The following is a 24,660-nucleotide window of genomic DNA, read 5'->3' as shown; positions in this document are numbered from 1 at the left end:
CCTACGGTTGCGCGGCTTCGTCCACAGTGGAGTGTTGCGGCGGCGGATCGCTCTGCACGGGCAGCTCGACCGTGCGTGCGGCGGCGTTCGGGCCGGCGTCGCTGGGCGGTCCCGGCGCGCGGGCGGCGAGGCGGTCGCGGAAGCGGGCGGTCCGGTCGACCGGTTGCCGGTCCGGGCCGCTGGCTCCGCGCCGCCGCACGAAGCCGGCCACCCCGGCCGGGACAGGGCGTGGTGCCCGCACCGGCAGACCGCCGGATCGCGGGTCGGGCAGGCCCGGCGGTTCGGCCGGCTGTTCGGTGTTGACGACCAGCAACGCGAGCGGGACCCGGACCCTGGCGACGATCCCGCCGCGCGGCGCCTCATCCAGCTCGATCGCGATGTCGTGCGCGCGGGCCAGCCGGCCCGCCATCCGCAACCCGGTCATCGTGGCCTCGCCGGGCCGGTACGGGCGGGCCAGTACGTCGCGGGCCGACGCCAGCTCGTCGACCGGCATGCCAGGGCCGCGGTCCTGCACGACGACGGTGTACGCGGTGAGCCCGAGTTCCCCGGTGACCCAGACCGTCGCCTCGCCGGGCGCGTACCGGGTGGCGTTGTCGATCAGTTCGGTCAGCAGGTGGGTGACGTCACCGACGGCCGGTCCGACCAGCGAGGCAGGGTCGACCGAGGCGACCATCACCGCGGCGTGCCGCTCCACGGAGGCGGCCGCTGCGCGCGCCACGTCGACGACGGGTACCGGCCGGCGCCAGCGGCGGCCCGGCTCCTCGCCGCTGAGAATGATCGCCTTCTCGACGTTGCGCCGTAGCTGGGTCGCGAGGTGGTCGGCGCGGAACAGCGCTGCCAGGTCGGTGGTGTCGGCCTCGCGCTGCTCCAGCTCGTCGAGCACGCTCAGTTGCCGGTGCAGCAACGCCTGGTTGCGCTTGCTGAGTCGTAGCAGCACCGCGCCGGTGCCATCGTCCGGCTCGGCTGCCGCCGCGGTCCGGCGCCGAGACACGACATATGCGGTGAGGACCGCGACGAGCCCGAGGCCGCCGAAGAGCCCGGCCTGGACGACGGCCGACACACCGGACGGTACGGCGGCGCCGGCGCCGTCGCGCACCCCCGCGGCGACGACCCGTTGCACCGCCGCGAGCGCCGGCTCGACGGCCGCGCGCCAGGCCGCGGCGTCGAGTGTCCCCGCCCCGCGCAGCAGCGTGTCCTCGGCCCCACTCACCCCGGTGTCCGGTCCGCTGTCGAGGTCGGCCAACGCGGCACGGTCGGGTGCGGCGAGCCCGGCGACAGCGTCTGCGCGCAGCACCCGGCGGGCGCCGGCGAGTTGGGCCAGCTCGGTCCGGTCGGTGTCGGTGAGTCCGGCCGGCGCGCCCGAGACCAGCGTGTCCTCTCGGGCCAGCAGCTCGCCGGCGCGGGCCAGGCCGGACAGCGCGCGCTGCCGGTCGGCAGCCGGCGGGTCCGTCCGGGGCCACGTGGTAGCGCCCAGCCGCAGCGCGGCCTCGACGGCTTCGGTGTACGCCGCCGTGGCCTGCCGCCGGTCGAGCGGCCGGGTGTCCACACTGGTACGCGCAGCGGGCAGCGCCGCCAGCCGGTCGAGCAGCCGCGACGCGGCGCCCCCGGCTGGTGTGCCGGTCCAGGAGGCCCGGACCCGGTCGGCGGAGTGACGCAGGTCGGCCGCCGCGCGATCGGTACGGGCGCGCTGCTCGGCCAGCCGGCCGCGATCCCCCGCGCCGGCCAGGACGAGCACGGTCAGGCGGCGCTCCTCCTGCAGGGCGGCGATCACCGGCTGGGCGGGCTCGACGAGGTCCGCTGCGGTCGCGCGATCCTGGAAGTGCGTCAGCGCGGCGCGGCCACCGTGGTAGGTGCCGAACGCCCACATGACAGCGAGGAGGAAGAGGAGGGCCTGCCGGCGTCGCAACGTCACGACGCCCCGCCCGGGGTGGCCGCGCCCGCCTCGTCGCCGGCCAGCACACGCAGCTGCTCCAGCAGGTCGGCGCGGCTGGCGGACCCGAGCCGCTGCCGCATCCGGGCCATGTGGTGCTCGACGGTCTTGGCGGCGATGAAGAGCCGGTCACCGACCTCCCGGTAGGTCAGCCCGTCGAGGACGAGCCTGGCCACTTCCTGCTCGCGGGTGCTGAGGACCGGCTCTGCCTGGTCCCCGCGGCCACCGGGTCCGGGCGCCGGCTCGGCCGCGACGGCACCGGCTCGGCCGGCACCGCGGCCCTGCAACAGTCGGGCGCACTCCAGCAGCCCGGTCATCGCGCGGCGGTCGGTGGTCCGGATCGCGGCCTGCCCAGCCAGCCTGGCTCCGTCCCAGCGGAACCCCACCGCGTGCAGCCCCCGGGCGGCCGCCTCGACGGCGACGGGGTCGACCCGCCCGTTGAGGACCTCCAGCCAGCTAGCGGCGGCGGCCGCGGCTGCGGCCGCGTAGCTACTGTGTCCACTGTGGACGGTAAGTGCGGTGACGTGCCGAGCGGCCACCGCCGGCTGCTCGGCGATGACCGCCGCGTGCAGCGCGCTCCAATGCAGCGGCACCGCCCACAGCGGCGGCTCGGCCATCGCGGCCAGCAGCAGGTCCGCCTCGCGCAGGTGGGTGGCAAGCCAGCGTTGCTGGCCGAGTCGGGCCGCCGCGATCGCGAACTCGCCCAGCGGCAGCATGGTGAACAGGTCCACGGGGTGGCGGACCAGCGCCTCGCACGCCGCGGGCCAGCCCCGGTGCAGCCCGACGAGGTCGCTGCGCCGGCGGGCCAGGCCGATGCCCAGCGCTGCGGCGAACACCAGGTCCCGTGGTTCGAGCCGGTCCCGGTCCGCGGCCGCGGTGGTGAGCTGCGCCTCCGCCGTGGTGAGGTTTCCTCGTACCATCTCGAGCCAGGCGCGGATCAGCCTGTGCCGGGTGGCCAGCAGGGCGCCGCCCACCTGGGACTCGAGGGCCCGGTCCAGGACCGACTCACCGATGTCCAGCTCGCCGCAGTGCAGGGCGACGAGGCCGGCCAGCGCCGCGGGACTGTCTGGCAGCGGCAGAGCCGGGCCGGCGGACTCCAGCAACGCCGCCGACTGCACCAGCGTCGACAGCGCGCCGGTCGCGGTGCCAGTGAACGACGTGTGCGCGCCGCGCGCCATGAGCGCCGCCGCGCCGGTGAGCAGCGTCGGCGGCCCGTCCACGGGCGACTCGCGCAGCATCGCCTCGGCGTCGGCCAGCCGGCCGGTGCCGAGCAGACCGATCGCGGCGAACGCGGACGACGGGCCGCGGTTGGACCAGCGGTACAGTTCGGCGCTACGACCCAGCTGGCCCCGGTGCGCGATCGCGGTGGCGGCCAGCTGCGCCGCCTCGGCGCGCTCCGGCGAGTCCGGGGTGGCGACCACCTGGTCCGCCAGGCGCAGCGCGGCGTCCAGGTCACCGGCCAGTGCCGACGCCTGTGCCTGGCGGACCAGCGTGGGGCGGCCGGCGGCGGCCGCGGCCGCGAACAGGTCGGCGGCCAGGGCCGGTTCGCCGTCCAGCGCTTCCTCGGCTGCGGCCTCGAACGCCATCGCCATCCCGGCGCCGCCGAACCGGTCGGACCCGCCAGGGCCTGCGCTGAGTAGGGAGCGCACCAGCGGCAGCACCGGGCCGCGTCGATCCAGTTGCAACTCGGTTAGCCGCTGCCACACCGCCACCCGCTCGGCCATCGGGGTCAACCTTGCCAGCGCCAGCCGGGCGATCGGCACCAACTGCCCGTCGCGCCCGACCAGGCCCGTCGCGCGGGCCGCCTCGAGGACCGCGCCGACGCCATCGGGCCCGCAGCCCAGCAGCGCGCCCAGCAGGTCGATCCGCAGGCCCAGGCCGGCCTCCGCGGCGAGCAGTGCGCGCCGTACGTCGGGGTGGAGCTCGTCGAGCTCGGCGGTGAACCCGGCGACGGCCGCCGCCGGCACCTCCAGCCGCGCACCGCCGTGCCGTCCGCCGCTGGCCGCCAGGGCCGCCGCCAGGCGGACCACGTATGCCGGCACCCCGGCGGTCTGCGCCGCGACGAACGCCGTGACCTCCGGCGCCGGGGTCAGCTCCCAGGCACCGGCGAGGTACGCGCGGACCTGTTCGGGGCCGAATGGTGTCAGCGTGACCGGCGGCCGGAGCCGGGGCAGCGCGTCGATGAGCTCCAGCAGCTCGACGGGGCGCGGCCACGGCCGGTAGGCAAGCACCAACCGGGGGTGCGCCTGGCGGACCCGGTCGCGCAGCGCCGCCAGCCGGGCCTGGCCGAGCAGGTGCGCGTCGTCGACGAGCAGGACCGCGTCGTCGTCCGGGCCGGGATCGGCCTGCCACGGCGTCCGGACCCGCACGCCCGCGGCGGTGAACGCGTCGCCCAGCTCCCGCAGCAGCGCCGTCTTGCCGTACCCGCCCGGGGCCCGCACCTGCGCGCAGACCGCTCCGCGCGGGTCGGCTGTGGCCGCGTCGAGCAGCTGCCTGACCGGCGCGCCGTGGACCAGCCGGTGCGCGATCGCCGGAACCCCGGTCAACGCCGCCCCCTGGTCCGGCCGACACGGCGGGCGACCAGCGTCCGGCCGGGCGGTCTGCCGTCCGGCTCATCGTGCGATGCCGGCTCCGCGGCGCCCTGCCACGACGGTGGGGATGCGAGCGGCAGCGCGGCGGTGGTCTCGTGCGGCCAGACCGGCACAGATCCGGTACGGTGGCCGCTCACGATCCGCCGGGCGACGAGCGCCGCACCCCGCGCCGGCGTGGTGCGCGGGTCCTCGTCGATCAGGATCGGACCGGTCGTCCCGGGTGGTCCAGGGAGGTCGGGCAGCTGGGCGGTGATCAGCTCGGCGACCAGCGGGGTTCGGGCGGCACCACCGACGAGCAGCACCCCAGCCACGTCGGCCGGGTCGTGGTCGCCGCCGTACACCAGGCGCACCAGGCCGTCCACTGTCGCCCGCAGCAGCGGGCGGATGAGCGTCTCCAGCTCGGCCCGGGAGACCGGCAGCGCGCGCTGCGACCCGCCGGACGGGCCGCCCGGGTCCGGTGCCCACCACGGCAGCGGCACGTCCGCCCCGGTGGAGTCCGACAGCCGTTCCCGGGCCCGCGTGCAGTCGCGACGCAGCAGCACGGCGACCGGTCCGGAGTCGACATCCGCCACGGGATCGGTGACGGCCCGGCCGATCGCCGCCCGGACGTACGCCACCAGTACGTCGTCCAGGTCCGCGCCGCCGACCGGGTGTTCCTCGTGGGCGAGCAGCTCCACCGACCGGCGGGCCGGACGGCCGACCAGGAACGTGGTGCAGGTGGTGGCGCCCAGGTCGTAGCCGGCGAGGATGCCGTTGGCCGGCCACTGCCCGGCGGCCAGCCGGTGCTCGGCCGCCGCGACGGGGCCGGGCACCAGCACGACGTCGTCGAGCCCGACGTCGCGCAGCGCCTCGTACAGCACGCCCTGGCGGTGCAGGCCCCAACCGGCCGGGTGGGTGAGGACCACCTGCTCGCACGGCTCGCCCTCCTGCTCACGGAGCCGGTCGACCACCAGCCGGACCAGCGCGGCCAGCAGTTCCTGCGGGTGGTACGGCCGGCCGTCGACGACCATCGGCACGTCGTCGCCGACCCGCCGGTTGAACCCGCGCAGGATCCGGCCCGGGTCACCGGACGTGTCGGCGCGGACACCGTCGCCGGTGAGCAACGCGCCGGCCGGCGACAGCTCGATCAACGACTCGGCGGCAGGCGAGCGGGCACCCAGCCGGACCGTCTCGGCCCCACCCCAGGTGGCATCGCTGCGCCGGCAGACCGCGGCCGAGGTGAAGCTGTCGCCAATGTCTACTCCGAGCACGTACGCCATGGTGATGTTCCTCGATCGGTTCGGGCGGTTCAACGGGTTGTTCGTACCAGAAACGGCATCGACAATCTCCCCTAGATCTCAGGTCAGCCGGATTTCCCCTAACGCCCCTAACCGCAGGTGGAGGCCACCCCCCAAGGAGTCGTCCGGTTACTCGGCGCGATCCCCGATGCCGGCTCCGGCCCCGTGAACCTACCTTCGGCGGCAGCGCTGGACGAACGCATCCAGTCGCGTTTATGTTGTTGACACCCTGCGAGGAGAACAGGTTCATGGAAACCCTGACGCTGCACGACTTCGTGCTCACCCTGATCACCGACCCGGCCGCGCGCACGGCATTCGAGCTCGACCCCGAGGGTGTCCTCGTCGACGCCGGCCTGGGCGACATCACCGAGGCCGACGTGCAGGAGGTCATCCCGCTGGTGATGGACTACGCGCCTGTGGGTGGCCTCACCAGCGTCGTCGGCGCCGACGAACCGGTGCTCAGCGGGTTCGACGGCGACGTGACCGGCGCCGTCCGGCAGCTGCAGGGCATCAGTCAGCTGGCCGTCGTCAGCCACAACCACGGCTCCGACCTCACGGTCAACGCCACGGCGGCCGCCGGCGTCTCGGTCAACCTCGGTGGGCTGCCCCTCGCCCCGGCCGGGCTGCCGGTGCTGGGCGGCTCGGCGAGTGGCGGATTCGACCTGTCGCTGCTCGGCGACCCGGCGGGCACGCTCGACGCCGTCGACCCGGTGCTCGGCACGATCGACCCGGTGCTCGGCACCGTCGACCCGGTCGCAAGCAGTGTCGACCCGGCGCTGCAGTCGGTCGACCCGATCCTCGGCACCGTCGACCCGGTGCTCGGCGGTGTCTACGGCACCGTCGACGTCACGCTCGGCACGGTGTCCGGGCTGGACCCGGTCACCGGCGCGGTCGACTCGCTGGGCCTCGGCGGGCAGGCCGGCACCGGCACCGACGCGCACACGCTCGTCGACCCGCTCACCGGCACCGTGACGCACACGGTCGACTCGACCGTGTCCGGCGTCTCCGGCTCGATCCTGTCCGGCCATGGCGACAGCCTCGTCGGCGGTGTGCTCGGCGGCGACACCGCGACGGCCGGGCACGACCAGGACGGTCTGCTGGGCCACCTGCACTGACCATCGCAGCGCCGATCGCCGCGCAACATCGACTGTGGACGGAAGCACGTCTTGATGGACCCCTGGGAGGCCGGACTCGCGACGTACCCGCGTCCGGCCTCTCCCTTCGCAGCGGAGTCCGGCACGGCGGAGACGCGCTGGCTCGACCTGCTCGACCGCACCACCCGCACCTGCGTGGCGCACGACCGGCCCGACCTGGCGCGCTGGCTGGTGCGGCGACGCGCGCGGCTGCTCGACCCGCAGCTGCGCGTCATGGTCGTCGGGGAGGCCAAGCAGGGCAAGAGCCAGCTCATCAACGCGTTGCTCAACGCCACGGTCTGTCCCGCCGGGGACAGCGCCCGGCGGCGAGTGGCCACGGTCGTGCAGCACGCGGCGGCACCCTCGGCGCATCTGGTGCGCCGGCAGCCGGCCCAGCCGCACGGCGACGAACCCGCGGAGGACCGGCTGCCGCTGCCCGTCGAACGGCTCGCCGAGCGGCTCGACACCGGCGACGACCACGACCCGTCCGGCAACCTGCTCTACGCCGAGGTGGGTCTGCCCCGGGAACTGCTGGCCAGCGGGCTGGCCCTGATCGAGGCACCCGCCGTGGACTGGTCCGACCCGGTGCCGGCAGTGACCGCGATCGGCACGCTGACCCGCGCCGACACCGTACTCTTCGTCACCGAGGCGACCCGCGACCTGTCGCCGGCCGAGCTGGCGCTCCTCGTGCACCTCAGCCGCTCGTACCCCGGGCTCGTGGTCGCACTCACCAAGACCGACCTGTCCCCGGACTGGCGGCGGGTGCTGCGGCGCGACCAGCAGCTGCTGGCCGAGGCGGGTGTGCCGGCGCGCCTCGTCGCCCTGTCCGCGACCCTGCGCCTGCACGCCGCGCGGACCGGTGACCAGACACTCAACGCCGAGTCCGGCTTCCCGCACCTGGTGACCCACCTGCGACAGACGGTGGCCGGCAAGAGCGAGCAGCTGGCCCGCGTCGGCGCCGGGTTGGTGACCCGGTCGGCGCTGGAGGACCTGGCCGCGGCACTGCGCGACGAGCTGTCCGCCGAGCGCGAGGGCGGGACGACCGACGCCATGTCGCGGCTGCACGACGCCCAGCGCGGGCTCGAGGAGCTGCGCAGCTGTACCACCCGATGGCAGTACGCGCTGGCGGACGAGGTCGCCGACCTGGTTTCCGACATCGAGTACGACCTGCGTGAGCGGACCCGCGCGATCCTGCGCAAGGCCGACGAGAACCTCGACGAGGCCGATCCCGACCGCAGCTGGCGACCGTTCGAGGAGTGGCTGGACGGCTCGCTGCGCGACGTCGCCGAGGCGAACTTCGGCTGGCTCGCCGAGCGCATCGAGTCCATGGCCGACCGGGTGGCGCAGGAGTTGCCGAACGGCACGGTCGACTACCTTCCACAGTGGACACCTGCGCTGCTGCGGGACGCACCAGACCGGGTCGACCGGCTCGGCAAACCGGCCGTCGACCGGCTCTCGCTGAGCCAGAAGGTCTTCACCGGGCTGCGCGGGTCGTACGGTGGCGTGCTCATGTTCGGCCTCGCCACCGGCCTGGCCGGGATGCCGCTGATCAACCCCGTCTCGCTCGGCGCCGGCGCCCTCTTCGCCGGCAAGAGCATCCGCGACGAGAGCCGCTCCACCCGCAAGCGGCGGCAGGCCACCGCGAAGGCCGCCGTCCAGCGGCACGTGGACGACGTCTTCGCCAGGCTGAACAAGGACGCCAAGGACGTGATCCGGCAGGCACAACGGGTGCTGCGCACCCATTTCACCGACCTCACCGAGGAGTTGCAGCAGGCCGTCGTGGAGTCGGCCCGCACCGCCAAGCAGGCGGTGGACAACGACGCGGCGATGCGCGAGCACCGCACGCGGCGCATCCAGCGCGAACTGGTCAGCCTCTCCGGCCTGTACAAACAGGCCACCGCCCTGAGCGTCGCCCGGCCCGCGCTCGTGCCGACCCAACGGCCGCCGTCCGTATGAGGCCCGCCGACGACCTCCGCGACGCGGTACGCAGCCTGATGGGCGAGGCGCTGTACCTGTACCAGGACAGTCCGCGCGCCTCGACCTGGCTGCGCGACCACCTCGACCGTTTCGACGAACCGCTGCGCGTCGCGGTCACCGGACGAGCCGGCGCCGGCAAGTCGACGCTGATCAATGTGCTGGTCGGCGCGGAAGCCGCACCTATCGGCGCCGGGCTCGCCGGGCGGCCACTCACCCGGTACCAGGACGGGCCGACACCCCGGATCACGGTCTACTCGACCGCGGGCCCGGCCTACGAGTTGCCCGTGGCACGGCTCGGCGACGGGCTGCGCCTCGACCCAGCCGCCCCGCCGCCACCGGACGCCAGCGAGCTGGTGGTCGAGCTGCCGGTCCGGGCGCTCCGGCATTGGCAGCTCGTCGACACCCCCGCCGTCCAGATCGGCGCCGGCGGCCCGCCCGCGGACGGGAACGGCGCACCGGGCGCCGCGCTCGCCCGCCGGGTGCTGCGTGACGCGGACGCCGTGCTGTACCTCACCCGCCACGTCGACGACGCCGATCTGCGCTTCCTGCGGATGGCGCGGCAGGGCGCGGTCGCGGCGGCGACGCCGGTCAACGTACTGACCGTGCTGTCCCGCGCCGACGAGATCGCCGGTGGTGGCATCGGCGCGCTGACCGAGGCGAAACAGCTCGCCCGGCGGCACCGTCGCGACCCGGTGTTCGGGCCGATGTCGCAGCACGTCGTCGCCCTCGCGCCGCGGCTGGCCCGTGCCGCCGCCACACTCACCGATCCGGAGTTCGCCGCGCTCATCACGATCGCCGGGGTGCCGCGGACAGACCTCGACGCCTTCCTGCTGTCGGCGGACCGGTTCACTGGACTCCATCCGGCGTCGAACGCCGCGTTCCCGGCCCCGGCCGACGCCGCCACGCGCCGGGTGCTGCTCGACCGGCTCGGGCTGTTCGGCGTGCGGCTGTGCACCACCCTCGTGCGCACCGGATGCCGGACCCGCGAGCAGCTCTCGGCGGAGCTGGTGCGCCGCAGCGGACTGGCCGAGCTGCGCGAGTCGGTCCGCGAGCTCTTCCTCGACCGCAGGGACGCGCTGAAGGCCCGCTCGGCGCTCATCGCCCTCGAGTTCATGGTCCGCGCCGAGCCGACGTCGGGCGCCGACCACCTGCTCGCCGAGCTGGAGCGCACCGTCGCCGGGACCCACGACTTCCAGGAGCTGCGGCTACTGGCGGCACTGCGGGCGAGCCGGGTGAGGATGCCGGCACTCCTCGTAGCGGAGGCACGGCGGCTCGCCGGTGCCGCCGGAACGAGCATCGTGGCGCGCCTAGGGTTGGAACACGACCCGACCGAGGACGAGCTGTGGACGCTCAGCAACGAGGCCTTGCGTCGCTGGCGCCTGGCCGCCGAGGATGTGGCCCTCACCGCCGAGCAGCACCGCGCCGCGACCGTGGTGGTGCGCAGTTGCGAGGGGATCGTCGCCCGCGTCGGTGCGGCCGGCGTGGCGGCCTGAACCACGCTCGTGTCGATGTCAGCGGTTGTGCGGGGGCGGCGCTGATGCGTTAGCCGCGCACACCGCCACTACCACTGCCAGCAGACTGGCCAGGGAGTAACGAATCCCGCGCCGGTCACGGGGGTCAGGCACCCGGGCCAGGGCTGCCAGCAGGCTATGCGGTTGCGGCTGCACGAAATGCGGTGTGACATCCATCCAGCCATTGCCGGCCGCGCCGGTGAGGCGGCCGTTGCTGGCGGTGGACAGCGTGTATCAGGAGTCGACGTAGTCAGGATCGTCGAGGAGGGCGCGGACCGCTCCGCGGCCAGCTGGAGACAATCCGACCTCCGAAGGACCGACACCAGCGAACGGCGCGATCGCCGACAGTGGCAGCCAACACCAGTGACGGGCCTGAACAGTCGACCAACTCGCATCGAGCACCGCCATAGCTGTCACTCGCCGTGGCGACAACCGGTGCCCGCTGCGCTGGGCTTGCCGCCGACTCGAAGGGCCGGCGGCGCCATCGGCGACATCATGCGCGCGATCGGCGAGCTGTCCGGCAGGAACGGGCACCGTCGTTCCACCGGATCTGACGAAGCGCGTTTCAGCCGATGGCCGCGGCGGTCAGTGGCCTGGCCCGGCGGGTGCCGAGCCAGGGCACCACGTCGGCGGACGGCATGGGGCGGCTCAGGAAGTAGCCCTGGATCTCGTCGCAGCCGAGGGCGCTCAGCGCCTGCCAGGTGGCCGCGTCCTCGACGCCTTCGGCGACCACCCGCATCCCGAGGTTGTGGCCGAGGTCCACCGTGGAGCGGACGATGGCCAGTTCGCTCTGCCGTTCGCGCATGTGCGTGACGAACGAGCGGTCCACCTTCAGCTCCTGCACGGGGAGGTTCTTGAGGTACGCCAGGGAGGAGTACCCGGTGCCGAAGTCGTCGATGGACAGCCGGACACCGAGCGCGTGCAGCCGGTTGAGGACCTCCAGAGCCCGGGTCGGGTCGCTCATGATGACGCTCTCCGTGATCTCCACGACGAGCCGGTGGGTCGGCACGGCGTGCTGCTCGGTGAGGCGCTGGATCTCCAGCGGCAGGTCCAGGTCGAGCAGGCACCGGGCCGAGACGTTGACCGCGACCGAGACGTCGTGACCGGCGTCGTGCCAGGCCCGGCAGTCGCGCAGGGCGGTCGCCAGGACATAGGACGTGAGCTGACGAATGAGGCCGGTGGTCTCGGCGAGCGGGATGAACTCGTTGGGCCCGAGCAGGCCGTGCTCCGGATGCTGCCAGCGCACGAGGGCCTCGGCGCCGATGACGGCACCGGTGCGGGCGTCCGCCTTCGGCTGGTAGAACAGAACCAGCTCGCCGCCCGCGATCGCACGGCGCAGCTGGCCGAGCAGCCCGAGCCGGTGCGGGTTGTGCCGGTCCAAGCGCGGGTCGTACGCGACGTGGCCCAGGTGCCCGGTCTTGGCCGCGTACATCGCCACATCAGCCCGCTGCAACAGCTGGGCGGCGTCGAGCGCGTGGACGGGGTACACCGCGACACCGACGCTGCCATCGACCTCCAGCGACAGGCCCTCCAGCAGGAACGGGGTCTCCAGCGCGGCGGTGATCTTCGCGGCCGCCGCCATCGCGTCGTCGAGCCCACCGACGTCCGGCAGCAGCACGGCGAACTCGTCCCCGCCGAGCCGCGCCACCGTGTCGGTGTCGCGCAGCACCCCGGTCAGCCGCCGCGCCACCTGCTGCAGCAGCAGGTCGCCGTTGTGGTGCCCGAGGGTGTCGTTGACCTCCTTGAACCGATCCAGGTCGATGAGCAGCAGCGCGCAGGGCCGGCCCTGCCGGTTAGCGTCGCGCAGCAGTCGCCCGGTGCGGTCCTGCAGCAGCACCCGGTTGGGCAGCCCGGTCAGCTGGTCGGTGAACGCCTGCTCGGTCAGCGCGCGTTCGAGGTTGGTCCGCTCGCTGACGTCGCGCAGGGTCACCAGTACGCCCCGCACGTCCTCGTCGTCGCACAGGTTGCGGGCGATGCCCTCGACGTCGCGCCACCCGCTGCCCGCGGTCACCTGGAACCGGACCGTCTCCTCGGTGCCCGGGTGGCTCAGCAGGTGCGCCAGGCGGCCGTGCACCCGGGCGGCGTCCTCGGCGCGGACATGCCGGGCCACGATCTCGGCCGCGTCGAGCGCCCGGATGTCGCCGACCGGCAGCCGCAGCAGCCGCGCGATGTTGGGGCTGACGTAGCTGAACCGGCCGTCGGCGGCGATCACCATGGTGGCGTCGGAGGACGCGGCGAGCAGCGCCTGGAAGCGGCGTTCGTCGTGCTCGCGCAGTCGTTGCTGGGCGCCGTGCAAGCGGGTCGTGAGCCAGGCCACGCACTCGCCGGCCAGCACGCAGGTGGCCGTCACGTAGAACACCGAGTTCTCCAGGCCAGGCGCGTGATCCGCGAGGGCGAGCGGCGCCCAGTACGTCACCGCGAACACGGGACTGAGCAGCAGCGTGGTGCCGCGCCGCTGGGCGGTGCCGACCCACACCGCGAGGAGGAAGTAGAAGATCGTCGCCAGGTAGGGGTCCGGCTCCGCCCAGTTGCCCAGGCTCATCAGCAGCAGTGCGGGGACCAGGGTCCACAGCGACGCCCGTCGCGACCACCGCTGCCAGGGCAGCCGCCACAGCACGAGCCCGGCGAGCGCGGCGACCGCGCCGACCCCGAGCAGCACCCCCGTCACCAGGGCACCCGAGCCGGCCAGCGACATCGACAGACCGCAGGTGAGCAGGCCACCGATGACGAAGATCGCGCTGATCGCCCGGCCGGACACCCGGCGGAACTCGCCGTCCGGCTCGACCCTCGGCAGCACCCCCGCACTCGACGTCACAGCTCGACCATCGGACCGACGCCGCACAAGCAAATATGAACGAGGTCCTTGCACCCGAATTGCTCCCACCGGCACCGACGGCCACTGGCCTCAGTTCGGCCATGGCGCCGGACGGCGGTGCCCTGGCCTGGCGGCGACTTGAGACGTGTCGCGATCGGACACCGTCCGTCAGATGCCTGCTGGCGAGAGCTTCGTGGACGTGTCTGGGATGTGTCGTCTCGGACGTCGCGGTGCGGCTGCCTTGCCAGTAAAGGCTGGGCACCTATTGAGGGGGCTGGGAGTGGAGCAAACCGCGAACTGGGCCACTGTGGCCGTCACACTTGTCCTCGGCGTGGCCGGTTTCGCGGTCGCACACAATATTCGCCGGGACGTCCGGCTGCGACTTGCCGAGCGACGGTTAGCGGCGTACGAGCGGCTGTGGGCGTTGATGCGTCCGGCTAGTGGCTACGACGAGCCGCTTTCTCAGCAGGCGCGGCTGGCCATGTGCAAGGCATTGACGGACTGGTACTACGCCAACGGTGATGGGATGCTGCTGGAGCGGGAGAGTCGTACGGTCTTCCTCGAGGCTAGGGACAACCTCGTGCGTCCAATTGCAGCTCTGACCCCAGCTGAGTCGCGCCTGAGGCTGGAAGGTCATACAGGCAATGAACAGGAGCGGCACCGCGGCCTGCTCGCCAAACGGCAACTCTCCCTGCTGCGTAGTCAGCTGAGGGGAGATCTTGCGATATACGGTCGCCCATACGGGCCTCAGTTGGATGCGGAGGATTGGGCGTTCCTTGCGCATTGTGGCGTGAACCTTGGTCGCAGACCGTGGAAACGCTCTTCCCGAAGGACCAGGCAGGCATAGTTGGGCGGTCATGGTCCTTGTGGGTGGTTGGTGCTGAGGTACGCAAGGACTGCTTTGACCCGGCGGTGTTCGTCGGCACCGTTGGGGATGTCGAGTTTGGCGAATACCGCGCTGGTGTAGGTCTCGACGGTACGGACGCCGACGTGGAGACGTGCCGCGATACCGCTGTTGGACAGTCCTTCTGCCATGAGTGCGAGCGCTGCTGTTTCGCGGTCGGTGAGGACGGCGAGTGGGTTGGAGCGTGCGGTGGTGCGGCCGACGAGTTTGGCGACGACGGCCGGATCGATGGCGCTGCCGCCTGCGGCGACCCGGCGGACCGAGTCGAGGAAGTCCTCGATCTGCAGTATCCGGTCCTTGAGGAGATAACCCAGGCCGGCGGGGTTGTCCTGGAACAGGTCAACGGCGGCGGTCGTCTCGATGTACTGGGACAGCAGGACGATCGCGGTCGAGGGCCGCTGCGCTCGGATCTGCCGTGCGGCGGCGATGCCGTCGTCGATGTGGTTGGGCGGCATCCGGATGTCGGTGACGACCAGGTCCGGTGCGTGGTTGCGCGCGGCACGAATGAGGTCGGGGGCGGCGCCGACCGCTGCGACGACCTGGTAGCCGTCGTCGGCGAGAATGCGGACCAGTCCTTCGCGGAGGAGGACGGCGTCGTCGGCGACTACGACGCGCACGGCAGTTCCGCGATGACGATGGTGCCGCCATGGGCGGGGCTCTGGACGCGCAGCGATCCGGCGTGCGCCTCCACACGGTCGGCGAGATGCCGCAATCCCTCGCCGTGCGGGTCGGCGCCGCCGGGTCCGTGATCGGTGATCCGCACGTGCAGTCGTCCGTCGTGAGCCGATACATCGACCTGGACAGGCTCGCCGGGTGCGTGTTTGTTGGCGTTGGCGAGGGCCTCGCAGGCCACGAACCAGGCGGTTGCCTCGATGCTCGGGTCCGGGCGGTCGGGCACTGCGCAGGTGACGAGCACCGCGTCGGGCCGGGCCAGATCCGCGATGGCGGCCGGTAGGCCACCGGTGACCAGCGCGGGCGGCAGGATGCCGTGTACGAGGGCTCGGATGTCCTCAACACCGGCACCCAACTGCTCGACGGTGAAGCCGAGCAGCTCGCCGATGTCCGGTGGATAGGACCCCCGTCGCCGCGCGGACTGGATGTGCAGTGCGAGCCCGACGAGTCGCTGCTGGGCTCCGTCGTGAAGGTCGCGTTCGATTCGGCGTCGTTCGGCGTCGGCGGCCAGCGCCAGCCGCGCCCGGGACGCGCGGACCTCGATCAGTTGCAGCGACAGTTCGGCCTGCAGCCGGGCGTGTTCCAGCAGCGGCGTCGCGGCTCGCAGCACCGGACGGACCGATCGCGGATCGCGAACGGTGTGGGCGATCAGCGCGATGGTTTCCGTGCCACGACCGACCCGCTCAGTCGTACGGCCCTCGACGTCCGGTGGCGGGTCGACCACGGCACCGTCCGGATCGACCAGGACGTCCGGCTGGCGGGCGTGCAGGTAGACCTCCAGCCCGGGATCGCGGAGCGCCTTGCGCAGCGCGTCACGTACCGCCGCCGGGCGTACCGGGTCATGACCGATCTGTTGGGACAGCTGGCGAAGGACCCGTACGGCGTCGTAGGTCCGTCGGTCGAACAGGCGGTCGATCAGACCCTGGAGCAGGTCGCGGACCGGGCGCAGCAGCAGCGCCACCGCGAACGCGCTGGCCGCCGCGACGAGTGCCGAGTCCTGGCCGGCGATGAGCGCAACGGTGATGTCCACGGCGGCGACCGCGGCAAGCAGGGTGACGGTGAGCGAGCCGTACACCAGGGTCCGGCTGATCAGCCGGTCGACGTCGTAGAGCCGGAACCGGAAGATGCCCAGGCCGATGCCGGTCAGGACCGCGACCGGGCCGAGCACGCGGACCCACGCAAGGCCGGGGACCAGCCCGGCCATGCTGAGCGCGAGTCCGCACGCCGCGCCGAAGCCGAACCACTTCATCTGCTGCCGGACGTCGCCCGTCGCGCGCCGGGCGCGGACGACCACGGCGGCCAGCGCCAGCAGGGTCGCGACGACGGCCAGTAGCGCACCAGCGCTGATGGCGGCGGTGACCGCGTGGCCCGTGGTGGTGTCGGGCGCCGGCGCGTCGGGCAGCAGCTGTGGCCCCCGATACGGCCAGATCGCCAGCGGCACAACGACGCCGTACACGGTCACGATGACGCCGGCCAGCACCGGAACCACCCGCCATGCCGGTCCCGGCAGCCGCCCGTCCGGGAACAGCACCACGATCATCGGCGCCGCGGCGACCGACGGCAGGAATGCCCAGGCCAGCCAGGAGGCCAACGCCCCGCCCGGCAACGATCCGGGGTCGGTGACCAGGGCACGATGCGACCACGCCTCGGCCGCCGCGGCGACTGCCCGCAGCAACCCGCTGCACACGAACAGCCAGCCGACCTGATGCCGCGGGTGGCGCGTCACGATGAACGCGCCCAGCAGACCGCTACCGAGCCCCAGCGCGCAGTCCAAGGCCAGGTCGCCCTCGGGCGACACGCCGTCGAGCAGCCCGAACACCGCCGCCGCGCCGGTCATGCACACGGTCAGGGCGCACAGCACCCAACCCGCAACGCTGCCGAACGAGACCCACGGACGCGCTGATGGCGCCACCGCCAGCACCTGTGACCCGTCCATCCCGGAATCGTCGCACCTCGTCCGCCCGTCCGGCTCCGGGCCAGCACGGAGACCCCGGGGTCTCCCCGACCGGGCCAACCCGGACCCGGACCCGGGTCTGCCACGATGCGCAGCCCACATCCCGGGGCAGAACCTGGAGACCGACAACCCCGTACCTGACCCACGGAGGTCACCATGTTTGCTCTGCTCCCTGTGATCGGCGGACTCCTCGCCGGCTGGCTCGCACCCCGCAAGCTCGCCGTCGCACTCCAGATCGTGTTCTACGCGGTCGCCGTGGCGGCATTGACCGCCAGCGCTCCAGACCACGGCGGCGACTACGGCGACATCGTCTGGATCGCACCCGCCCTCGCCGTCGTCTCCACCGGCACCCTCCTCATCGGACTGCGGCTCGGCCGCCGGGCCGCCGGCCGTGGCGTCACCCAACCGTGAGCAGGACGGCACTGCGACGGGTGCTGGGCGCCGCCGCCGTCGCGGGACCCATCGCCTTCACGGTCGCCTGGGTGGTCGCCTCAACGTCCAGTCCTCGCCACCACCCGTGGCGCGCCGACATCAGCGCCCTAGCCGCGGCAGACGCGCCCAGACCATGGATCATCGTGATCGGAGAACTGCTCCTCGCGGCGGGCATCCTCGCCCTGGCGGCCGGACTCGCGATCGCGCTGGCCGGCCGCGATCTCGCCGTCGCGGTCGGCATGCTCACCGTGGCAGCGCTCGCCGTCGCGGTACAGGCCACCGCCCGCGAGGACTGCGACACCGGCCTCGCCGACTGCGCCGCCCGGCAACAGGCCGGCCTGGTCTCCTGGCACCACAGCCTGCACGGCCAGGCCAGCGCGCTGTCCTTCCTCACCATCCTTGCCGCACCGGTGATCCTGGCCCGTCCGCTCCGCGGGAACCCTCGCTGGCACCGCCTCGGCACGTACTCCGCTGTCACCGCAGCCGTCGGGCTTGCCATCCTCATCGCGTACGTTGCCACCCCCGACGGGTGGACCGGCCTGACGCAGCGCCTCTTCGTCAGCATTCCGGCGACCTGGACCGCGGTCCTCGGCACGCAGCTCATCGCCACCTCCGGCCAGACAGCCGTCCGTACCGGCGGGCCGTGACGGCTTGACGAAGGCGATCCCAGTGCAATCATCGCTGGTCTTCGAGGAAGGCGGGGACGTCGGCGGGGGTGGGGTAGTTCGGCAGTGGCGGCGGGCGGTCGTCGAGGAACGCGGTGACGACGTCGGCCGCTCGTGCGTTGTTGTCGTCCAGGCCGTTCCACATGTGGTGGCCGACGCCGGGCAGGTATTGGGTCCGGGTGATGGCGGGATCCGTGGCCAGCACGGTCGTCTCCCATTGGCGAACCTGAGCCGAGCACTCGGCGATCATCAGCATCGCAGGAGTGCCGGAGCGGCGTAGTTGCGGTGCGATGGGTGGGCTGTCGATGATCGTCTGCCGCACTCGAAGGCTGGCGGCGGCGTTGAAGGAGAAGTTCTCGGCGCTGTCCTCGGCCGGGATGCGGTGTGCGTCCCGCGCGCAGTAGGCCGACGCCGTGTCGCTGCCGAGGTCGGCGGCGGTGAAGGCGTTGGCGCCTTCGGCCTGGCCGACCAGGCCGTTGTCGAAGTTCAGCAGGCCGAAGCGCATGAGGCCGAACACCACCGCGTATCGCGGAATGTAGGTGGAGCGGGGTCCTTGCGGCGCCGGAGCGAGGCCGCGTGCGGTCGGCCGGCCCGGATGCCCGTCGATCCGGGCGGTCGGGCCGTCCATGGGGCCGGGCTCGGCGATGACCGCCCGGCGCACGTGCGCGGCGACCTGCGGGTCGGCCAGTGCGCGGATGAGCACGACCGCGCCCGAGGAGAATCCGAGGACGTCGACCGGGCCCTCATGCAGGCGGTCGGTGAACGCCCCGAGGTCGGCGACCAGGCGGTCGATGGTGTACTGCGCCATGGGCAGCAGATCACTGCGACCACCGCCGGCCTGTTCGTAGGCGTAGACGTCGTATCCCCGCCCGGCGAGCAGCTGCAGGAATCGGTGGTCGAGCAGCGAGATGCCGCGGATCGGGCCGCCGTTGAGATACACCAGCGGCGTCGTGTGCTCAGGGTGCCCGGGGGCCGGCGGGTAGTGGTACACCGCGACCCGGCTTCCGGTGGCGAGGCTCCAGCGCTGCGTCGCCACGAATGGCAGATCCGCGGGGTACCGCCGCTGCGTGGGGACGCTGGGAATGAACACCGTCGCCGTGAGCGCCGTGGCGACGAACACCGGCAGGAGGCTCACAATCCGTGCGCGCCAACGGCTGTGGCGGCTGAGTCCAAGCACGCCGCCGGCACCCGCCAGCAGGGTCGCCAGCCATGCGGCGAGTCCCCCGCCCGCGCCGTCCGTCGCAGCGATCAACGCGAGAAACAGCATGACAAGGACCGCGAAGGTAACCACGCCCAGGCACACGCGGTTCAGTACTCGTCGCATCCGAACCTCTCAAGAGTTTCTGAACATCGTTTCAAAACAATGTATCAGAACTGCTGACCGGGACGGCACTACGCTGGTCGTCGTGGGCAGGCCGAGAACGAACGACGACGCTGTGAAGGAGCGGCTGGTGCGGACCGCGACCGAGATGCTGGCCACCCAGCCCGAAGAGTCGATCACCGTCCGTGCCCTGGCCGCCGCCGCCGGCACCGCAACCGCGGCGGTCTACACGCTGTTCGGCAGCCGGGAGGCGCTCATCGGCGAGGTGCGCGGCCGGGCGGTCGCCGGACTGTCGCAAACCTTGTCGGCCACGCCGGCCTCCCCCGACCCTCTGGCCGACATCCACGCCCTCGCCGTCGCGTACCGACAATGGGCGCGTGGACACCGCCACCTCTATGCGGTGCTGTTCGGCGGCGTCCAGACGTTCGACCCGTCCGGCCCGGTCGGTTCCGGCGACCCCGTGCGACCACTGCTGGACACGATCGGCCGCGCCCGCTCAGCCTCCCTGCTCACCGGCGATCCGACCCTCATCGCCCTCTCCCTGTGGGTGACACTCCACGGGCTCGTCACGCTCGAACTCGCCGGAGCGCTCGACACCGACACCGCCGAGCGGACCTTCGACCCCGCTCTCCACGCCACCCTGCGCGGCTGGACATCCTCGACAAACGCCGGCTAGTCAGCCGCCCACGAAACGGGTCCGCGGGCGTTTCGCGTCAGCTGGGGAGCGGGAGCGGGCCTCCGTGGCCGGGTAGACCCCGGTCGGGCGGGATCGGTGGTTCGGTTGTCGCAGCTGTGGTGATGCCGTGGGTGCGGGTCTGGTCGGCGAGGCGGTGGTGGTACGCCGAGACCGCAGCCAGCGCCTGACCCGCGGCGTTCAAGAGGGTGGGGGCAGCACGTTCGATGACGTCGGCCTCGTGGGTCTCAAACGCCCGGATGCCATCAAGGATGGCGGTCTTCAGGTCGCGGAGCAGGTGCAGATCGGCGTTCGCGTAGACATGGCACAACGTCGTGACGCGGCGTGGGTCGTCCCCGCCAAGGAGGAGTTCCTTGACAGCGGGGACGGAGTGGCGGACCAGGTCCGCGTCCGGGTGGGCCGACATGGCGGCGACGTCGGTGTCGAAGGAGCGGATGTCGAGGTGCGGGTCGCAGAAGCCGGCGGTGCGCTGCCACAGCGTGCGCAGGTCCTCCTGCACCAGGCCGTCGAGGTAGCTGACGAGGAAACGCCGGTGCGCCTCGAGGACGTACTGCGCCTTGAACGGTGTCAGCTCCCGCGGGTCCTCGCCCAGGGTGGCGACCGACGCCGTGAAACCGTAGTCGGCGCTGAGCGCGTTCTCCATGCCGGCCAGCAGGTACACAAACCGCACCCAGGTCGTGAACAGGTCCTCCAGGGGCGGGGAGTGCAAGCCGTCCTCGGTGAGGACCACGCCCCACCGGGAGCCGAACCGCAGCCGCCGCAGGTGGCCGATCTGGTACATGGCGAGCTGCGCGTCGATCTCGGCATGCGCGTGGTGCAGCACCGTCCGATAGGCAGCGGTCGCGTCGAGGCCGGCGTGGTTGCGGATGATGTGCGGACCGCCGATGTGCAGGTGCAGGAACTCCCCGACGTCGTACACCGCGCCGCCGATCGCCATCCAGTAGCCGGCATTCGCGTTGTTGTGCCGCACCAGGTCCGACACCTCGAAGCGGGGGCCCTGCTGTGCGTGGCCGAGATAGGTGGTGAAGACGTCCTGCCCGAGCCGTCCGTCGGCGATCAGGCGGCGCAGGAACTCGCGACCGTCGCCGGGCACGACGTCGGTCAGCGCCTCGATGACGGCGGCGGCGAAGGGCGCGCTGCCGCACACGTAGACGTTCGCGCCGCGGCCGCCGTCCTCAGGTGCGCGCAGCATTTCCCACAATGCGTCCGCGTCGGCGCGGATCACGTCGTCGACCCGGCGCCGGCGGCCGTCCTGCACGGCGTGGCGGCGGCCGTCGAAGCCGATCGCGGCGTCGGCCCGGGAGAACGCGACGGTGAACCTGAGCCTGCCGGCCGCCGCAGCCTCGTCCAGGACCGGGTGCTCCACGTACTCCTCCGGCGTGCGGATCCCCAGATACAGCAGGTTCTCGCCGGGCCCGGTGCGGGCGGCGACGAACCCGAGGAACGGGGCGATGCCGGAGCCGGCCGCGAACATGACGACGGGGCGGGCCGGATCGGCCGGCAACCGGAACCGCGGTGTAGGCACGATCTGCAGCGACAGCCGCTGCCGGCCTTCGGCGCTCGCCCGGCGCAGGAAGTGCGACGCCGCGCCGCGCCGCTGCCGCGGGTAGGACCACGGCGTCCGGGCGGAGGAGTACTCAAGGCCGGCGACGACCAGCCGCAGCGTGGCGGCCGGCTGCCCCGGCGGCGGCGCCGAGGCGATCGAGTACAGCCGCAACGGCTCGGGCGGGACAACCGCACAGAACGCGTCGTCGTCGTCCGGGTCGGCCTTCCACAGCCGGGTGACGTCATAACCTCCCGCGTACAGCAGGTTCAGGATGTCCCACAGCTCCCACTGGTCCTCCATGCGAGCGTCGACCACCCGCCGCCACGATCCCACTGCGGTCAGCTCGGCAAGCCGCTTCGCCACCTCCCGCCCGACCGGGCGGAGCCGGCCGAAACGCAGCAGGGTCCGCAACGGCAGCACGTCGACGTCGCCGTAGCCGGCCCGGCACGCCACCGCCCGCTGCCACCGCGGGGTAAGCCGTACCAGCTCGTCGCCGGTCGCCTGCAGAGCGGCGACGGTCCGCCGGACCAGCTCGTCATCGTGCTCGGCGAGCACGCCGACCCGGTCGCCGGGCAGATGGTGCACACCCTGGCCCGCGACGTCGATGTCCACGTAGCAGGTCCATGCCCCGGAAGCGCCGGTGACGACCCGGCCCCGGCGAGCGGTCCCGAACACTACCGGCGGCCCCACCGGCGGGCGGCGCTCCTCACGGACGACGGCCAGCTCATGGTCGACCTTGTCCCAGGTCCGATCCTTGAACAGGCCAGTGAACCGGGCACCGGTCGTCACCTGCCGGCCGACCTTGAACGACACCTCGAGGAAGCCGTACGCCTTGATCCGGTGCAGGCCCATCCAGCCGCGGTCGCCCACGTACGCGTCGAGCACGGCGTTGTAGATGCCGCGCAGCGTGCTGTTGCGGGTGTCCTCGACGTACTGGCGCACCGACACCTCGCGCAGCGCGGCGACGAGTTCCTGCCAGTGCCGGGGGAAGAACCCGGCGAGGTAGGTGCTCTGCTGGCCGACCACCGAACCGTAGTCGCGGCGCTCGAGGAACGCGTCCAGGGCGTGGATCTGCGGCTGCGCGGTGCCGCTCGGGCTGGGTGCACCGTCGAAGATCGGCACGCCCGCGGTGCCGACAGTCTTCGCCCACAGCACCTGATCGAGAGGGTGCCGCCCGCGCGGGTTCGGGTCGATCTGCGGATAGATGGTCTGGGTGACGTACTGCAGCCGGTCGAGGATGACGAGCAGCGCGCGCTCCACGGCGGCCGGATCGTCGGCGGCGACGGCCTCCTGAGCGTCGAGCATCGCGCCGAGCACCGGCGTCAGCCCCATCGCAAACTCGGTGGTCACGATATAGAAGACCCGCTCAGCCTCGTTGTTCCAGGTCGGCACGAGCAGATCCATGTTGTCCAGGACGCGCGGACCGGCCGGATCACGCAGCCGCCAGTTGTAGAAGAACAGGTCGATGTACGATACCGCCGGGACCTTCTTGCCCAGCCGGCGCGACACTGTGGCCCACGGCCGCAGCAGCGACTCCGGCAGCGCGTTCGGCGGATCGACCGCCATGTACTGGTAGGCATGGGCGTACACGCCGAGCAGCGTCGACGCGCGCAGCAGGTACTCCTCGGGCAGCGCCTCGGGCCGGGCGTCCAGGACCGGCATCGCGTCAAACGCCCGGCGCAGCGACAGCCGCCGGAACAGCTCGGGGAGCCGCTCGGACATGTCGTCCCACGCCCGGTGCGACTCCGGGAACGCCGTCAACGGCGGCTCGACCGGCAGGAACCCCTGCGCCAGCGACAGGAACCCGTCCAGCTCGTGCCCGACCCGCCGGTTGTGTGCCTCGGCCGCCTCGACCACGCGCCGGGCGCTGACCGCCGGCGGTGCGAGGGGCCGCAGCATGGTCCGCTCGCCGGGGTCCATCAACGCCGTCGCGTCCGGGTCGATCAGCGTCCACACGAGGTCGAACCGGCCGATCCGCAGGCGGTCCCCGGCCGCGAGCACCCGGCGGGTCACCCGCTCGTCATTGACGAACGTGCCGTTGGTACTGCCGAGATCGGTGACGACGAGATTGCCGTCGACGATCTCGAGCCGGGCGTGGCGCCGCGAGACATCGCGGTCGTCCAGCACGACCGCCGCCGCTGCGCTGCCCCGGCCGAACGTGGCGGGCAGCGTGCACACCCGCTCGACGCTGCTCAGGGTGTGCCGGTCGGTGATGACCAGCCGGAGCTCAGGAATGGTAGATCACCGCTCGGCACAGATCGGCCCGCGACAACGTGCCGACCAGTGCTCCGTCGTCGACCACGGCCAGCCTGCGGATCCCGCGGTCGATCATCACGATCGCCGCCCGGGCGAGCTCGTCACTGGACCGGACCGTCGCCGTGTCCCGCACGACAAGCGGGTCGACGACCCGGTCGGCGAGCGTCCGGCCCCGCTCAAGGAACAGCCGGAACGCGTCGGCGAGCGTGCCACCGGCCTCGGTCACGTCGTCGAAGCCGGGGAGCATGGCGCGCACCAGATCCTCCTCGGACACCGACCCGACGAACCGCCCATCGTGGTCCAGCACCATGAGCTGGCCAACCTCGGACACGCTGACCACCTCGGCCGCCCGCCGGATGGTCGCGCCAAGCCGTATGTAGGCCGGAAACGCCGTCATGACATCGCTGACCAGCATGGCACCTCCCAGTCCGCCCTCCCCCGCGTCCGCACGCCGGGAATGCCGCAGCAGATGAGGTTGATCTACCCGGCATCATCGCACCGCGCGCCGCAGAAGTTCATCGAACGAGCGGCTGACGGTGCCCCTCAGCCGTTCGCCGCCAACCCAACCGGCGCCAGGCATGTTGGTGGGGCTGTGCCAGAGCACGCAAGGGTGGCGCCGTGCCCTGATCGCACGGATGATGACCGCAGTCGCACTCTGCAGTCCACGTCCGTCCTTCGCCGGCGCGGTCTGGAGCGGTCTGACCACTGGCAGCTGGAGTGCTTCCGCGGCTGTCGAGGCTGGCCGGTCCGCGCGATGGCTGGGCCCTTGCCGCGACCGTTGATGGGGTTGCCTTCCCGGTGCTCAGCGCTTGGTGGCGCGCCGCTGCTCGTTTGTCAGACCGGCCGCCCGGGCGGGGCCGGGTGTCGTACGCCGGAAATGATCATTCGGGCCGCCGCCGTTGAGCCTGCGCGGCCGTCACCGTTTGGCCCGGGCCGGCGGGGGTAGCGCAATCATGGGCTGCGAGTTGGGGCGATTCTCGTC

General features: G+C 72.6%; 16 protein-coding genes and 1 pseudogene. 7 read left to right on the top strand and 10 right to left on the bottom strand.

The features are described 5' to 3' along the window. Position 1 precedes the first annotated feature (1 nt). Genes AB0K00_RS31060 through AB0K00_RS31050 form a run of 3 tightly spaced genes read right to left on the bottom strand, consistent with a single transcriptional unit; the run spans position 2 to position 5,780 of the window. Positions 2-1,912, bottom strand: coding sequence for a nitrate- and nitrite sensing domain-containing protein (locus tag AB0K00_RS31060; protein ID WP_363527375.1), 1,911 nt, complete (start codon positions 1,910-1,912; stop codon positions 2-4). Then, entirely contained in the window at positions 1,909-4,476 is a 2,568-nt protein-coding gene (locus AB0K00_RS31055) for a helix-turn-helix transcriptional regulator (RefSeq protein ID WP_363527372.1), read from the bottom strand. Before AB0K00_RS31055 ends, AB0K00_RS31060 begins: the two co-directional genes overlap by 4 nt. Next, the gene (locus AB0K00_RS31050) at positions 4,473-5,780 is read right to left on the bottom strand and encodes an Hsp70 family protein (RefSeq protein ID WP_363527369.1); all 1,308 of its coding nucleotides are present in this window, start codon (positions 5,778-5,780) and stop codon (positions 4,473-4,475) included. Before AB0K00_RS31050 ends, AB0K00_RS31055 begins: the two co-directional genes overlap by 4 nt. A gap of 266 nt (positions 5,781-6,046) precedes the next feature. Here AB0K00_RS31050 and AB0K00_RS31045 point away from each other — a divergent pair, with 266 nt between their 5' ends. Genes AB0K00_RS31045 through AB0K00_RS31035 form a run of 3 tightly spaced genes read left to right on the top strand, consistent with a single transcriptional unit; the run spans position 6,047 to position 10,401 of the window. Beyond that, the gene (locus AB0K00_RS31045) at positions 6,047-6,913 is read left to right on the top strand and encodes an IniB N-terminal domain-containing protein (protein ID WP_363527366.1); all 867 of its coding nucleotides are present in this window, start codon (positions 6,047-6,049) and stop codon (positions 6,911-6,913) included. A 54-nt stretch (positions 6,914-6,967) separates the two neighbouring features. Next, entirely contained in the window at positions 6,968-8,887 is a 1,920-nt protein-coding gene (locus tag AB0K00_RS31040; RefSeq protein ID WP_363527363.1) for a dynamin family protein, read from the top strand. Beyond that, complete coding sequence (locus AB0K00_RS31035) at positions 8,884-10,401, top strand: hypothetical protein (RefSeq protein ID WP_363527360.1); 1,518 nt, start codon at positions 8,884-8,886, stop codon at positions 10,399-10,401. The genes AB0K00_RS31040 and AB0K00_RS31035 overlap by 4 nt, the downstream gene beginning before the upstream one ends. A 165-nt stretch (positions 10,402-10,566) precedes the next feature. Here AB0K00_RS31035 and AB0K00_RS31030 read toward each other — a convergent pair. Continuing rightward, positions 10,567-10,683 (bottom strand): annotated as a pseudogene (locus AB0K00_RS31030) (DUF3103 domain-containing protein); the annotation flags it as partial. 301 nt (positions 10,684-10,984) lie between these two features. Then, on the bottom strand, positions 10,985-13,234 hold the full coding sequence (locus tag AB0K00_RS31025) for a bifunctional diguanylate cyclase/phosphodiesterase (protein ID WP_363527357.1): 2,250 nt from the start codon (positions 13,232-13,234) through the stop codon (positions 10,985-10,987). 280 nt (positions 13,235-13,514) lie between these two features. Here AB0K00_RS31025 and AB0K00_RS31020 point away from each other — a divergent pair, with 280 nt between their 5' ends. Further along, entirely contained in the window at positions 13,515-14,081 is a 567-nt protein-coding gene (locus AB0K00_RS31020) for a hypothetical protein (RefSeq protein WP_363527355.1), read from the top strand. Between the two features lie 8 nt (positions 14,082-14,089). On the opposite strand, the gene AB0K00_RS31015 is transcribed toward AB0K00_RS31020, so the two are convergent. Both AB0K00_RS31015 and AB0K00_RS31010 read right to left on the bottom strand, forming a co-directional pair. Further along, the gene (locus AB0K00_RS31015; protein ID WP_363527352.1) at positions 14,090-14,755 is read right to left on the bottom strand and encodes a response regulator transcription factor; all 666 of its coding nucleotides are present in this window, start codon (positions 14,753-14,755) and stop codon (positions 14,090-14,092) included. Further along, positions 14,743-16,746, bottom strand: coding sequence for a histidine kinase (locus AB0K00_RS31010; RefSeq protein ID WP_363527349.1), 2,004 nt, complete (start codon positions 16,744-16,746; stop codon positions 14,743-14,745). The genes AB0K00_RS31015 and AB0K00_RS31010 overlap by 13 nt, the downstream gene beginning before the upstream one ends. 174 nt (positions 16,747-16,920) lie before the next feature. Here AB0K00_RS31010 and AB0K00_RS31005 point away from each other — a divergent pair, with 174 nt between their 5' ends. Continuing rightward, positions 16,921-17,175: a hypothetical protein gene (locus tag AB0K00_RS31005; RefSeq protein WP_363527346.1), complete on the top strand. Its 255-nt coding sequence runs from the start codon at positions 16,921-16,923 to the stop codon at positions 17,173-17,175. Beyond that, positions 17,172-17,843: a DUF998 domain-containing protein gene (locus tag AB0K00_RS31000; protein ID WP_363527344.1), complete on the top strand. Its 672-nt coding sequence runs from the start codon at positions 17,172-17,174 to the stop codon at positions 17,841-17,843. The genes AB0K00_RS31005 and AB0K00_RS31000 overlap by 4 nt, the downstream gene beginning before the upstream one ends. 28 nt (positions 17,844-17,871) lie before the next feature. Here the strand turns inward: AB0K00_RS31000 and AB0K00_RS30995 are convergent, their stop codons facing one another. Beyond that, positions 17,872-19,185 (bottom strand): alpha/beta fold hydrolase, encoded by a 1,314-nt coding sequence (locus AB0K00_RS30995; RefSeq protein ID WP_363527341.1) that lies wholly within the window; start codon positions 19,183-19,185, stop codon positions 17,872-17,874. An 82-nt stretch (positions 19,186-19,267) separates the two neighbouring features. Between AB0K00_RS30995 and AB0K00_RS30990 the strand changes: the two genes are divergently transcribed. Beyond that, positions 19,268-19,858 carry a TetR-like C-terminal domain-containing protein gene (locus AB0K00_RS30990; RefSeq protein WP_363527338.1) on the top strand — a complete coding sequence of 197 codons (591 nt, stop codon included), beginning with the start codon at positions 19,268-19,270 and terminating at the stop codon, positions 19,856-19,858. Between the two features lie 37 nt (positions 19,859-19,895). Here AB0K00_RS30990 and AB0K00_RS30985 read toward each other — a convergent pair whose 3' ends face one another. Together AB0K00_RS30985 and AB0K00_RS30980 are read right to left on the bottom strand one after the other, a co-directional pair. Further along, positions 19,896-23,600 carry an FHA domain-containing protein gene (locus AB0K00_RS30985; protein WP_363527335.1) on the bottom strand — a complete coding sequence of 1,235 codons (3,705 nt, stop codon included), beginning with the start codon at positions 23,598-23,600 and terminating at the stop codon, positions 19,896-19,898. A gap of 49 nt (positions 23,601-23,649) precedes the next feature. Then, positions 23,650-24,075, bottom strand: coding sequence for a CBS domain-containing protein (locus tag AB0K00_RS30980; RefSeq protein ID WP_363527490.1), 426 nt, complete (start codon positions 24,073-24,075; stop codon positions 23,650-23,652). Between the last annotated feature and the right edge of the window lie 585 nt (positions 24,076-24,660).

Origin of the sequence: Dactylosporangium sp. NPDC049525 (assembly GCF_040676755.1) — a bacterium.
Classification (GTDB): Bacteria; Actinomycetota; Actinomycetes; order Mycobacteriales; family Micromonosporaceae; genus Dactylosporangium.
This window is presented reverse-complemented; position numbering and strand designations above follow the sequence as displayed.